Raw genomic sequence first — 12,855 nt, 5'->3', positions numbered from 1 at the left:
ACCTGCCGCAGGGGCGATCGTACGCTAGTAGCGATTTGCAGGATACGTGTCCTGCAAAGCGAGACGCGAGAGATGGAGTGGATCGTGGCGATCACCGGGCTGGGCCACACGGGGCTCTGGGTGTACGACCTGGAGAAGATGCGCGACTTCTACGAGAGGGTGCTGGGGCTGACGGTCACCGACGCCGACGACGGGCTGGCGATCGTCTTCTTCAGTGCCCGGCCCGACGAGGAGCACCACGAGTTCGTCCTCCAGCGCGGCCGGACCGCCGCGATCGGTGACAAGCAGCAGCACCAGATCTCCTGGCGGGTGGAATCGCTGGAGGATCTGCGCGCCTTCCATGCGCGGTTCGCCGCGGAGGGCGTCGACGTCCAGCAGGAGGTGACCCACGGCAATGCCTTCGGCATCTACTTCTTCGACCCGGAAGGGAACCGCAACGAGGTCTATCTCCGCGTCGAGCGGGACGTCCGCCAGCCGTTCCGCAAGTCGATCGACTTCGGACTCCCGGCGGAGGAGATCCATGCCGAGGCCGACCGGCTGCTCGCCGACGGGGAGAACCCCTACCAGCCGGTGCAGTAGGCCGTACCGACCGGTGCGGAGGCAGGCCGGCGCCGACGGCACCGGCCGGTTCCCGGGGGCAACCCTGATACGTTTCCTGTATGTCAGGAATCACGCCGCGTGAGGCAGGTAGCGGCCAGGGGTACCGCGGACGCAACTCCACGGCGGACCGGGCCCTGGACATCCTGCTCATGTTCACCGACGACCGGCTCGACCTCTCCGCCGCGGAGGTCGCCGCGCGCCTGGACGTCGCACGATCCACCGCCTACCGGTACCTCCAGAGCCTCACCTCCAACGGGTTCCTGGAGGAGAACGACGGCTCAGGCTTCCGGCTCGGCCCCCGTGTCCTCGATCTCGCCCGCCTGGCCCGCAGGGGCGTCGGACTCTCCGACCTGGCCCGGCCGGTCATGCGGGAACTGGTGGAGCGCACCGGTATGTTCGTGCTGCTCACCCGGCGCTCCGGCGCGGCCGTGGTCTGCCTGGAGCGGGAGGAGACGGGCTCGGCCCTGCGCCTGTCCTACGAGCGCGGCCAGGTGCTGTCGGTCAACGCCGGCGCCGCCGCGCTCGCCCTGACCGCCTGGGCCCCGGAGGCGGAACTCGACGAGCTGCTGGCGCTTCCGCTGCCGCGCTACACCGACGCGACCCACACCGACCCCGACCGGCTGCGCGCCCACCTCGCGGAGATCCGCGAACAGGGGTACGTCGTCGGCCGCGGTGAGCTGGACCCCGACGTCCTGGGGGTCGGCGCGCCCGTCACCGGGGAGCAGGGCCGGGTGGTGGCGGCGCTCAGCATCGCCGCGCTCTCGCATCGCGTCCCGGACCGCGAGGTCCCGCGCTACGTCAAGGCCGTACGGGAGGCCGCGGCCGAACTGTCGGATCAGGTACGCCGCATGGGCATCGGCTGACGACCGCCCCGCTCGGCACGGCCGCCCCGCTCGGCAGTCATCGCGCCGCCACCTGCTTTCCGCCGAAGCCACCGTGCCCGCGCCCCCGGTCGGGGGACGCGGGCGCGGTGGCGACAGAGGGCGCGGGCGGGGTGGGACATGCCTGCCGGGTGCGCGTCCGTGGACGTGGCACACCCGCCGTGGCGTCGCCGGCCTACCCGCTGTGGGAGCCTGTCATCAGGCCCGCCAGGTCGTCCGGCCGGATGAACGAGGGCGGCGGGGGCGGACCCCAGTTGAACAGTCCCTTGGCGCCGTCGAACACCTCCGGCTTCCACAACTGGTCGTCGACCACGCAGTCCATGTCGGAGTAGTACTCGGAGAAGTTGCCGGCCGGGTCCTTCAGATACCAGAAGAAGTTCGAGCCGGCGTGGTGGCGGCCCAGCCCCCACACATGCCGTTCGGGGTGGTCCTCCAGCATCGCCATTGCGCCCCGCCCGACGTCGTCCACGTCGTCGACCTGCCAGGACGTGTGGTGCAGGAAGGCCACGGGCGCGGAGAGCACCAGGACGTTGTGATGGTCGGTCGAGCAGCGCAGGAAGGCACCGAAATCGCCCATCAGGTCCGAGACCTTCAGACCGAGTCCGTCCCGGAAGAATCCGGTGGTCGCGGCGAAGTCGGTGGTGCCCAGGACGGCGTGCCCCAGCTTGCGCGGCCGGATGCGGTCGTCCCGCAGCAGACCGGGCGCGCGCACGTTGACGCGCTCGGTGCGGCCGGGCCCGTTGTAGGGCGTGGCGGCGGTCTCCGGCTGGCTCACTCGTGGCTCGACCCGCAGCACGGCGCGCAGCCCGGTGGTCTTCTCGATCGCGGTCAGGGTGGAGCCGTCCCGGTGGGCGTGGACGCCGAGCCGGGTCAGCCGCGCGGCGGCCCGTTCCAGGTCGTCGGGGCTGTCCACGCCGATGGACAGTTCCACCAGGCGGCGGGTGGGCGCGTGGACGACGTGGAGCTGGCGTCCGCCGTCGCGGGTGCTCAGCCAGCCTCCGTCCTCGGGGGTGAGGCCGAACTCGGTGTAGTAGGAGATCGTCCGGGCGGGATCGGGAACGCCCATGACGACGGAGGACAGACGGTGCAGGGACATGTGGGGCTCCCGGGTTCAGAGACTCGATCGGTCACGGAAGGTCTGGCGCAGTTCCCCGATGCCTTCGATCCAGCTGACCAGCGAGTCACCGGCGGATATCCAGCGCTGCGGACTCCGGCCCAGGCCGACGCCGGCGGGGGTGCCGGTGAAGACGACGTCACCGGGGAGCAGCGGCAGGATCGCCGACAGCCGGGCGATCAGCGCGGGGACGGAGAAGATGAGGTCGTCGGTGCGGCCCTTCTGGACCTCCTCGCCGTTCAGGGAACAGCCGAGCGCGAGGTTGTCGGGATCAGCGATCGCGTCCGGGGTGACCAGGAACGGGCCGGTCGGGGAGAAGCCGGGGAAGGACTTGCCGAGGCCGAACTGCGCTGCCGGGCCGGACAGCTGGGTGATGCGCTCGGAGAGGTCCTGTCCGGCGGTGAGGCCGGCCACGTGCGGCCACGCGTCGTCCTCCGCGACGTGATGGGCCCGTTCGCCGATGACGGCGACCAGCTCCACCTCCCAGTCGGTGTGGCCGTCCGGCGGGAGGTCCACTTCGGTGACGGGACCGGTGATGCTGGAGACGTACTTGGGGAAGACCGGCGGCAGCGTGGTCGGGGCCTCGAAGCCGGACTCGGCCGCGTGGGCCCGGTAGTTGAGCCCGACCGCGAAGACCTGGCGGGGCCGCGGCGCGGGCGCGCCCAGTTCCTCGGGGGCGAAGGGACGCCCTTGCGGGAGGACGGCGGTGGTCTGCCAGCCGCGGAAGCTCCGCCAGTCCTGGTAGATGTCCTGCGGATCGGGTCCGAACCGGCCGTCGCTGGCCTGTTCGACGTCCACGGCCAGGCCGTCGTCGGTGACGAGGACGAGACGGCCGGAGAGATTGGCGGTGCGCACGTAATGCTCCTGTTCGCCACGGGGGCAGGGATCCTCAGACGAGGGGGGTGATCGTTTCGTCGACTCCGAGCAGGGCCTTGCCGTAGACCTCCAGGGCCACGGTCGGGGCGGCCATGGCATGCCGGCCGGCGGTGTTGGCGTCCCGCCAGATCCGCTGGAGGGGGTTGGCCTCGGCGAAGGAGGCGGCACCGTGCACGTTCAGCAGGATGTCGATCGCCTTCAGCACGTTCTGGATGGCCCAGCCGGTGTACGCGCGTACGCGGGCCCGCTGGGTGAAGTCCGGGTAGGTGTCGCGCCGTGCCGCCTCGTCGATGTCGGCGGCGGCCCGTTCGGCGAGGAGAGTGGCGGTGTCGATCCGCAGCGCCGCCTCGGCGATCCGCAACTGCACGGCGACCGAATCGGCCTGGGTCTCGTAGAAGGTGTACGAGATGGGCTTCTGGCCGGCCTTTTCTGTCACGTATTTCAACGCGGCCCGGCCCAGGCCCAGTTGGGGGCCGGCGAGTACCAGCGTCAGGACCGGCACGAACGCCGAGCGGGAGAGGACCTCGTCCTCGTGCTCCGTGGCGTAGTGGCCCCCGATGGCGGCAGGCACCGAGATGACGCGGTACTCGGGGACGAAGAAGTCCTCCCCGGTCAGGCAGTTGGAGGCGGTGCCCTTCATGCCCGCCACGAACCAGGTGTCCTCCAGGGACAGGTCCGTACGCGGTACGAGCGCCAGCCCCTGGTCGACCACCGTGCCGTCGGTGTCGGTCACCGGGATGCCCAGGACGGCCCAGCCGGAGTGCGCGGAACCGGAGTTGTAGTACCAGCGGCCCGACACCAGCCAGCCGCCCTCGACCCGGACGGTCGTGGAGGTGGGGGTGAGGACGCCGGTGACCCGGGCGTCCGGGTCGGCGCCGAACACATCGTCCTGCGCCTTGGTGGGGAAGAGGCCGGTCAGCCAGTTGCACACATTGACGAGGGCGACCACCCAGGAGGTGGATCCGTCGCCCTCGGCGAGCGCGGCCGACACGTCCAGCATGGTCCGCGTCGACGACTGGTGGCCGCCGTAGCGCGCCGGGGTGGCGAGTTTGAACAGGCCGGCCTCGGCGATGGCGTCGATCACCACGTCCGGCACCTGACGGTTCGCCTCGGCGGCGGCGGCGTGCTCGCGCAGCAGGGGTTGCAGGGCCACGGCGCGGGCCAGGAGTTCGTCGTGTGTCTCGCGGGACTCCTGCTCACCGAGGTCGACGGCCATCAGGACTCCATTCATCATCATGATTATAGTGATACTGTCGGGTGATTTTGCCGGGTGTCAAGAGGTGCGACGCTGTCCGCCACAATGAACGGACGGTTGTGGGGACTGCGGGCAGGAGCGGTTGTGGCGGCGCGAGGCGGAACGGACGGCCGGAGCGGACGGGCGCAGGGGGCGGGCGGGTATCTCGATCCTCCGGCGCTGCGGCGGGCGGAGTGGGGGCAGGCGTCCGTGAAGTCACGGGCGGAGGGCGCCGCCGAGTTCGTGGCGCACCTCGCCGCGAGCGTCGAACGCGGCTCCCGGCTGGGTACCAAGGACGAGCTGCGCGCGCGGTGCGGGGTGTCGGTGGGCACGTTCAACGAGGCGCTCCGGCTGCTGCTGGTGCGCGGGGTCGTGACGGTCCGGCCGGGGTCCGGCGGCGGCCTGTTCGCCGCCGAGCAGAACCCCATGGTCCGTCTCGGCAACTCGGTCCTGGCCCTGGACGCCTCCGAGGCCGACGTGACCGAGGCTCTGCGCATCCGCGGTGCGCTGGAGCCGCTGCTGTGGCAGGACGCGCTCTGGCACGCCTCCCCGGCGGACGTCCGCGACCTGCGCGTCATCCTGAAGGGGATGCGCGAGGCCGCCGAGGCGGGCGACGCGGACACGTTCGTACGGGCCAACTGGAGCCTGCACAGGCGGGTCGCGGACGTCGCGCCCAACGCGCTCCTGCGGTCGCTGTACACGAACCTCCTCGATCTTGTGGCGAGTCATACCGTGGGCGTCCGGCCCGGTCCGGGCTTGTCGCTCGACGAGTACGTCCTGGACCGCTATCAGCAGCATGCGGCGATGGTGGACGCGCTCGACAAGCGGGACGAGGCCGCCCTGATGCGACATGTCGCCGACCATGATTCGGCGGCCGGCGGGGTGATCGAGGGGTGACCAGTGGCTGGATCGGTGGCTGACCGCGGGGTGGTCGGGGGCTGAGGTGTCCGGTCGGCGTCGGCCGCCCGGTGGAGGACTTCGCGGTGCTGCGGTCGGGGTGCGAGTCGCGCCCGCCGCAGAGGGACCGCTCATGCGACCGCGGGCCGGGGCCCGGTCGCCCGTACAGATTGCTCCGTCCGTCCTGTGGTGACTTCCGGTTGGTTGACTCTACCATTATAGGTCTAGTCGTAGAGTTAAATCGGAATCGACTCTCGCCTTCCTGCGGTTGGTCTCCTATGGTGACCGATAAGCAGGACATGCCTCCTCATATTCAGGACAGAGGTAATGATGGATCCGACTCACCCGGGACAAGGACGCCCCGCCGAACCCCGTATCGGCCGTTCCCTCACGCTGCATCTGCGCGGAGACTGGGGGACCGCGAACCTGCACCGTGTCTGCGGCTGGATCGCCCAGGAACTCGCCGACCGCTGCGGCCCGCACACCCGGATCGCCACCTGGAACAGCCGCGGCTTCAGCGACGCCGTCCACGCCGTCGGCCGCGGCGAGGTTCAGGTCGCGCTCACCACCCCGGCCGCTTTCGCCGCCGCCGCCCTCGACGGCCGGGGTGTCTTCACCGACGAGCACTACCCCGGTCTGCGTGCCCTCGGCGTGGTCCCACAGCGCGACCGCCTGGTCGTCGCCGTACACAAGGACCTGGAGATCACCAGCTTCGCCCAACTGCGGGCCGACAAGCCCGTCCTGCGGCTGGCCACGTCCGTCCACGACGGCGTCAACCACGTCGGACTCGCCGCGCACGAGGTCCTCACGCGCTCGGGCGTCGACGTGACCGGCTGGGGAGGCGTGCTGCTGGAGGACGAGCGGCCCTTCGAGTCCCTCGACCACGCCAGGGACGGCCGGGCCAACGCCATCGTCCACGAAGCGGTCATGCTGCCCGCCTGGCAGGACATCGGCCGCGCATTCAACTTCCTGGCCGTCGAGGACGAGGTGCTGGACGGACTGCGGGCCGACTTCGGCTGGCCCGACGCGTACGTCGACGACGGCTGGTTCGCCGGCCAGGACGGCTTCCGCACCCTCGACTTCTCCGACTTCCTGGTCCTCACCCGGGACGACCTCCCCGAGGACGTCGCCTACGCCATCGCCTGGGTACTGGGAGAGACCCGGCACCTCATCGAGGGGCAGTACCGCCACCTGCCGCCCGAGCGCAGCCCCATCACCTACCCGCTGGACCCCGTCACCATGGGCCGGTCACCCGTACCCCTGCACCCCGGGGCCGCCCGCTACTACGGTGCCCTGCCCCGGCCATGACGCCCGATCATGCCCAGCGGCTCGCCGTCAAGGCCTCCCACGCCCTGGCCGCCGCCGGACAGGGCGACATGGTCTGGGGCCATGCCGCCGTACGCGATCCGCAGGGGCGAGGCATCTGGATCAAGGCCCCGGGCTGGGGCCTGGAAGAGGTGCGGGAGGACCGCCTCCAGCTCGTCTCCTGGGACGCCACGGTCCTGCACGGCACCGGCACCCCGCACAAGGAGTGCCACATCCACCTGCGACTCCTCGCGGCGTCACCGGACCTGGTCTGTACTGTGCACACCCACGCGTCGGCCGCCGTCGCGTTCGCCGCTCTCGAGACCCCGCTGCTCCCGCTGTCCCACGAGGGCGCCCTCTTCGGCGGCGAGGACGTGCCCCGCTTCCGCGCCACCGGCGCCCTCGTCAGCACCCCTCAGCTCGGCAAGGCGCTCGCCGTCGACCTGGGCACCGCGCCCGCCGCGCTGCTCCCCAAGCACGGCCTGGTCAGCGCGGGCCGCACCGTCCCGTCCGCCGTGATGCACGCCGTCCTGCTGGAGCGCGCCTGTGCCATGCAGGTCCGGGCCGCGGCGGCGGGCACGATCCGCGTCCACTCCGACCGGGCCGAGGCCCGTGCCAAACGCGCCGAGTGCTGGCCCGACAGCCAGCTGGAGGCCGGCTGGCACTACCTCCTGCGCCGAGCGGCCCACACCCTCCCACCCTCCCACCCGCCCATTTCCCGTGAGGACCCCGCACCATGACTGACCGGAACAGCGCCACCCCTCGCAATGACGACTGGTTCACCGTGGCCACCGCCGACGGACCCATGCGCGTGTACGCGGCCCGCCCGGCTGCCCCGGCGGACCGGGCCGTGATCGTGCTCCAAGAGGCGTTCGGGGTCAACGAGCACATCCAGGACGTCACTCGCCGCTTCGCCGCGCGGGGCTTTCTGGCCGTGGCCCCCGACCTCTTCCACCGCAACGGTGTCGGGACGCTCGACTACACGCAGCACGCCGAGGCCATGCCCCTGATCGGCGCGATCGGACCCGACGACATCGTCACCGACGTCCAGGCCGTCCTCCATCACCTGGAGAAGACGGAGGGCATCAGCGCGGGCCGGACCGCCGTCAACGGCTTCTGCTTCGGGGGCCGGGCCGCCTTCACCGCCGCCACCGGCATCACCGGACTCGGCGCCGTCGTCGTTTTCTACGGCCCCGGCATCGCAGCCGGACCGCACGCGGTCGTGGACCGCGCCGACCGGATCGACGCCCCCGTCCTGCTGCACGTCGGCTCGGCGGACCCCGCCATCCCCGCCGACCAGGTCACCGCCATCGACGGCGCGCTCACCGCCGCCGGAGCCGACTTCGAGAGCCACGTCTACCCGGGTGCCGGCCACGCGTTCGCCTGCGACGCCCGGCCGCACATGTACGTCGAGGACAGCGCCCGTACCGCCTGGCAGCGCACCCACGCCTTCCTCGACCGGCACCTGCCCGACGGCGTCTGACCCTCCCCCTCCCACGACTGAAAGAACATGTCATGCCGAACGTCACCGAAGTACTCACGACCGTGTTCTCCGAACAGGCGGACGTGTACATAAAACGCGACGAGCGACTGCTGCTCTCCCCTCCGCACCCCAACCCGTTCCCGGTGAAGTTGTGGAGCGATCAGGAGCCGCTGAGCGTCGTGCACTACCCGCAGGAGTACGCGGCCGTGCCGTTCGCCCCGCCGCGCGGCGTGTACGAGAGCGCCCAGATCCGGGTCGAGTGGCAGACCATGGACAACCGCCAGCCCTTCTACCACCGCAACTGCGACGTCGACGAGATCTCGTACCAGATCGCGGGCGACCGCACACTCATGACCGAACTCGGCGTGGTGGAGCACCGCCCCGGTGAGTTCTCGCGCATCCCCCGGGGTGTCGCCCACGACAACTACGGCCGTCGCGAGAGCCATCTGCTGTTCTACTCGCCCGCCCCGGTCACCGAGGAGACCGGCCCCTCGCGCCGGTCCGAGGCCGCGCTGCCGCCCTTCCCCGGCTGGGAACCCAGCGACCGCAACGAAGCGATCACCCAGTGCATGGGCACCCCCGGCCACGACATCACCGTGGCGCCCGTCGACGAACAACAGCTCCTCGACCACGTCCACCGGGACAAGCGGCGGCTGAGCGTGCTCGCGCTCCCGGACTCGCCCGGCACGACCTGGCTCTACCGCTCCGACACCTTCCGGCTCGGCACCGTACGGCAACTGCCCGACACCCCGCGGATCTACCGCCGCACCCTCGACGCGGACGAGATCCAGTACCAGATCAGCGGCCGGCGCACCCTCGTCAGCCAGCGCGGGACCGTCGAGCTGGGCCCCGGCGATTTCGTGCGCATCCCGCTCGGCGTCGCGCACACCAGCCTGTGCGCCGCCGGGGAGAGCCGCCACCTCGCCCTCCACTCCGACCGTGACCTGCCGCAGATCGCCCGGACGACCGGGACCGCCGCGTACCCCGCGCCCGGCGAGCTGACAGACCTGCTCGCCTGACCTCCTCGCCCCTCGATCAGGAGCCCCATATGACCGCCATGCTCGCCGCGCGCGCCCAGCAGGGGTCCGACGCGCTGCACCTGCGCAAGATAGCTGTCCCCCAGCCGGGCCCCTCGGACGTCCTGGTCCGGGTCGCCTCCGCCGGACTCGCCCCCGGCATGATGACCCTGCTGGCCCAGGGTGCCTTCGGACACCTGCCCACCACCCTGGGGCACGAGGCCGCGGGCACCGTCGCCGCCGTCGGCGACGACGTCACCACGGTCGCCCCCGGCGCTCGCGTCCGGGTCCACCCCAACCTCAACTGCCGCGAGTGCGGCCACTGCCGGTCCGACCGCGACATGATGTGCCCGCAGCAGGCCATGATCGGACACGCCGCCTTCGGCGACGTCCCCATGCCGCTCTACGACCGCTACCACGACGGCGGCCTCGCGGAGTACCTGCGCGTGCCGCACTGGCTGGTCGACCCGCTTCCCGACCACGTCTCCTTCGACGTCGGAGCGAAGGTCCACGACCTGGCCAACGCCGTCCGCGCCCTGAAGTGCGCCGACCTGCCCCTGGGGGCCACCCTCGTGGTCACCGCGGCCACCGGCACCATGGGTACCGCCACCATCAGACTCGCCCGCCACTTCGGCGTCTCCCGCCTGATCCTCGTCGGCCGCAGCGCCGAACGCCTCGCGGCCGTACGCCACCTCGCGGACGGCGTCGAGACGCACACCGTCGCGCTGGAGGAGCTGCCGGGGAGCTGGTCCGCCGACCGCGGGCTGACCCGGGCGATCCGCGCCCTCGCCCCTCAAGGAGCCGACGCGGTCGTCGACTACATCCCGGACGGGCCGGCGACCGTACAGGCACTGACGTCGCTCGCCACCGGCGGCACCTTCGTCCACATGGGTGCCAACAGGACCCTGCTGACGGTGCCGCTCGCCGCGATCATGGTGAACTGCTGGCGCATCGTGGGGACCCGCGCCTGTACCCGTACCGACGCCGAAGAGGTCCTCGCCCTGCTCGGAGGCGGCAGCCTGCGCGCCGAGGACCTCATCACCCACCGCTACCCGCTGGCAGAGGCCCACGAGGCGGTCGCCGCGCTCCAGAGCCGTACCGATCCAATCTGGATGGCGGTGGTCAACCCGTGACGGGGGCCCGCCGCGCACCCGTCCTCGTCGTCGGCGGCGGCCCGGTCGGCCTCACCGCCGCCAACCTCCTGGTGGCCCGGGGCGTGCCCGTGGTCCTGGTCGAGCGCAACACCGCCACCAGCGACGAGGCCAAGGCCATCAGCCTGGACGACGAGTCCCTGCGCGCCCTCCAGCCCGACGGCCTCGCCCAGCGGGTGCTCGACATCGTCGTCCCCGGCACGGGCACCCGCTACTACGACCGCCGCGGGCGCCCCCTCTTCCACGCCCGGGGACCGCGGCCGTACCGCCTCGGCCACCCGTTCAAGAACCAGTTCGCCCAGCCCGAGCTGGAGAAGATCCTCCTGGACGAGCTGAAGTCGCATCCGCTGGCCGACGTCCGGTTCGCCACCGAACTGCGCACCGTACGGGAGCGGGCCGACGGCAGCGGCGTCACCGCCGGACTCGCGGCGACCGGCAGCGACCCCGGCACCGAACTCCTCGACGCCTCCTGGCTCCTGGCGTGCGACGGCGCCCGGTCCTCCGTTCGCGAGCTGTGCGGCATCGGGATGACCGGGACCAGCCACCGGCAGGTGTGGCTGGTGGCCGACCTGACGGGGGACCGGCACGACGAGCGCTACGGCATGCACCGGGGCACCCCGGACCGGCCCACCGTGATCGTGCCCGGCCGGGGCGGACGCTGCCGCTACGAGTTCCTCCTGCACCCCGGCGAGGGGGAGAAGGGGACCACTCCCGGGTTCGAGACGCTGCGCCGGCTCGTCGCCCCCTACCGGACGCTCGACGAGGACCAGGTCGAGCGCTGTACCGCCTACACCTTCAACGCCGTCGTCGCCGACCGCTGGCGCCTGGGACACGTGCTGCTGCTGGGCGACGCCGCGCACATGATGCCGCCGTTCGCCGGGCAGGGCCTGAACTCGGGGATCCGGGACGCCGCGAACCTGGTGTGGAAGGTCGAACAGGTCTGGCGCGGGACCGCCGCGGCGAGCCTGCTCGACACCTACGAGGCGGAGCGGCGGCCGCACGCCACGGCGGTGGTGAACTACTCCGAGCGGCTCGGCGAGGTCGTCATGACCACTTCGCGGACCCGCGCCCTCGTACGGGACCTGACGGTCCGTGCGCTGCTGCGGGTGCCGGCCGGGCGCGACTATCTCACCGAGATGCGGTTCCGGCCCGTCGCCCGGCACCGGGCGGGGCTCGTCGTCGGGGACCATCCGCTGACCGGCACCCAGCTGCCGCAGCCCTTGGTCCTCGTCCCGCCGAGTCTGCGCCCGCGCCCCCTGGACGAGGCGCTGGGCGAGTCGTACGCCCTGCTGGGCGTCGACGTGACGGAGGAGGCCTGGGCGCGCTTCGACACCGGCGACTGGCCCGGCAGCGCGTTGGACGTACGGCGCGTGGACGTCCTCCTCGGCGACCGGCTGCCGTCGGCCGAGGGCCGGCGGGCCGCCGTCGCGGACGCCGACCGTGGCCTGGAGGAGGCCCTCGGCACCGCGCGCAACCGCTTCGTCCTGGTCAAGCCCGACCGCTACATCGCCGCCGTCATGGGTCCGGACGACATCCCGGCGGTCGCGGCGGTCCTCCGGCGAGGCCTGCGAGTGGCCGGTGGTGAGGACCTGCCGGACTGATCTCGATCACTGATTGTTGCGAATTCCGATAGCAAGGCCCTGAAAAACAGGACGGTCACTCGGGGTGGGCCGGTCCGTGAGCGCCCGGTGTTCTCGCCCCGATTCCCGTGTTCCCGCGCACCCCGTGTCCGCGGGCACCCCGTTTCTTCGCGCACGCCGTGCGCGTCGCCATCCGGAGGAGATCCGCCATGTTCTCTGAAGAAGTTGTGGCCCTGCTCAGCAAGCGCGTCACCGGAGTCATCACGACGCTGCTCCCCGACGGCAGCCCGCACTCCGTCATCGCCGGTGTTGTCATCGAGGGCGACGAACTCGTCTCCCACACGGGCCCCGGCGCCCGCCGTCTGGACAACCTCCGCGCCGATCCGCGCATCAACATCATCGCGATCGACCCCGAGACCCCCATGCGGTATGTGGAGGTGCGCGGGACCGCGGTCATCGAGGAGACCAAGGGAGCCGACCTCGTCCAGACGTTCAAGGACCACGCCGAGAAGTACGACCTGCCGGAGGAGGCGGGCAGGGTCGCCCCCGAGGCGACGGTCGTCAAGATCCGAGTCACGCCGAAGAAGATCGGCTACCACGACCTGGACCCCAGCCGCATGGGCCCCGAGCGGCTCCAGAACCGCCGTACCTAGGCGTTCGGACCATCCGCCCAAGGAGAGGGGGCCTCAAGGCGGCCGGGGCCGTTGCCGACCGATCA

Annotated in this window: 13 protein-coding genes; 10 read left to right on the top strand and 3 right to left on the bottom strand. The window is 71.6% G+C overall.

The features are described from left to right. Positions 1 to 84: 84 nt before the first annotated feature. Together ACFU9P_RS33825 and ACFU9P_RS33820 are read left to right on the top strand one after the other, a co-directional pair. Complete coding sequence (locus tag ACFU9P_RS33825; protein WP_376385876.1) at positions 85 to 579, top strand: VOC family protein; 495 nt, start codon at positions 85 to 87, stop codon at positions 577 to 579. Positions 580 to 659: 80 nt separating this feature from the next. Beyond that, positions 660 to 1,463, top strand: a complete 804-nt coding sequence (locus tag ACFU9P_RS33820) for an IclR family transcriptional regulator (RefSeq protein WP_384088443.1) — start codon at positions 660 to 662, stop codon at positions 1,461 to 1,463. A 193-nt stretch (positions 1,464 to 1,656) separates the two neighbouring features. Here the strand turns inward: ACFU9P_RS33820 and ACFU9P_RS33815 are convergent, their stop codons facing one another. Genes ACFU9P_RS33815 through ACFU9P_RS33805 form a run of 3 tightly spaced genes read right to left on the bottom strand, consistent with a single transcriptional unit; the run spans position 1,657 to position 4,708 of the window. Continuing rightward, positions 1,657 to 2,577, bottom strand: coding sequence for a VOC family protein (locus ACFU9P_RS33815; protein WP_376385873.1), 921 nt, complete (start codon positions 2,575 to 2,577; stop codon positions 1,657 to 1,659). A gap of 15 nt (positions 2,578 to 2,592) precedes the next feature. Further along, positions 2,593 to 3,450 (bottom strand): fumarylacetoacetate hydrolase family protein, encoded by an 858-nt coding sequence (locus ACFU9P_RS33810; protein WP_384088439.1) that lies wholly within the window; start codon positions 3,448 to 3,450, stop codon positions 2,593 to 2,595. A 34-nt stretch (positions 3,451 to 3,484) separates the two neighbouring features. After that, a complete protein-coding gene (locus ACFU9P_RS33805) occupies positions 3,485 to 4,708 on the bottom strand; it encodes an acyl-CoA dehydrogenase family protein (protein WP_384088436.1) in 1,224 nt (407 codons plus the stop codon). A gap of 102 nt (positions 4,709 to 4,810) precedes the next feature. Between ACFU9P_RS33805 and ACFU9P_RS33800 the strand changes: the two genes are divergently transcribed. From ACFU9P_RS33800 to ACFU9P_RS33765, 8 genes are all read left to right on the top strand, one after another. Next, positions 4,811 to 5,602, top strand: coding sequence for a FadR/GntR family transcriptional regulator (locus ACFU9P_RS33800; protein ID WP_376385867.1), 792 nt, complete (start codon positions 4,811 to 4,813; stop codon positions 5,600 to 5,602). A 327-nt stretch (positions 5,603 to 5,929) separates the two neighbouring features. Further along, on the top strand, positions 5,930 to 6,910 hold the full coding sequence (locus tag ACFU9P_RS33795) for a TAXI family TRAP transporter solute-binding subunit (protein ID WP_376385865.1): 981 nt from the start codon (positions 5,930 to 5,932) through the stop codon (positions 6,908 to 6,910). Further along, complete coding sequence (locus ACFU9P_RS33790) at positions 6,907 to 7,647, top strand: class II aldolase/adducin family protein (RefSeq protein ID WP_376385863.1); 741 nt, start codon at positions 6,907 to 6,909, stop codon at positions 7,645 to 7,647. The genes ACFU9P_RS33795 and ACFU9P_RS33790 overlap by 4 nt, the downstream gene beginning before the upstream one ends. Beyond that, the gene (locus ACFU9P_RS33785) at positions 7,644 to 8,390 is read left to right on the top strand and encodes a dienelactone hydrolase family protein (protein WP_384088431.1); all 747 of its coding nucleotides are present in this window, start codon (positions 7,644 to 7,646) and stop codon (positions 8,388 to 8,390) included. The genes ACFU9P_RS33790 and ACFU9P_RS33785 overlap by 4 nt, the downstream gene beginning before the upstream one ends. 32 nt (positions 8,391 to 8,422) lie before the next feature. Next, entirely contained in the window at positions 8,423 to 9,409 is a 987-nt protein-coding gene (locus ACFU9P_RS33780) for a hypothetical protein (RefSeq protein ID WP_384088428.1), read from the top strand. Positions 9,410 to 9,438: 29 nt separating this feature from the next. Continuing rightward, complete coding sequence (locus ACFU9P_RS33775; protein ID WP_384088425.1) at positions 9,439 to 10,539, top strand: alcohol dehydrogenase catalytic domain-containing protein; 1,101 nt, start codon at positions 9,439 to 9,441, stop codon at positions 10,537 to 10,539. Further along, positions 10,536 to 12,158 carry an FAD-dependent monooxygenase gene (locus ACFU9P_RS33770; protein ID WP_384088422.1) on the top strand — a complete coding sequence of 541 codons (1,623 nt, stop codon included), beginning with the start codon at positions 10,536 to 10,538 and terminating at the stop codon, positions 12,156 to 12,158. The genes ACFU9P_RS33775 and ACFU9P_RS33770 overlap by 4 nt, the downstream gene beginning before the upstream one ends. 188 nt (positions 12,159 to 12,346) lie before the next feature. Further along, the gene (locus ACFU9P_RS33765) at positions 12,347 to 12,790 is read left to right on the top strand and encodes a TIGR03618 family F420-dependent PPOX class oxidoreductase (protein WP_376385853.1); all 444 of its coding nucleotides are present in this window, start codon (positions 12,347 to 12,349) and stop codon (positions 12,788 to 12,790) included. The last annotated feature ends 65 nt before the right edge of the window (positions 12,791 to 12,855 follow it).

Source organism: Streptomyces sp. NPDC057617, from assembly GCF_042800555.1.
Lineage (GTDB): Bacteria > Actinomycetota > Actinomycetes > Streptomycetales > Streptomycetaceae > Streptomyces.
This window is presented reverse-complemented; position numbering and strand designations above follow the sequence as displayed.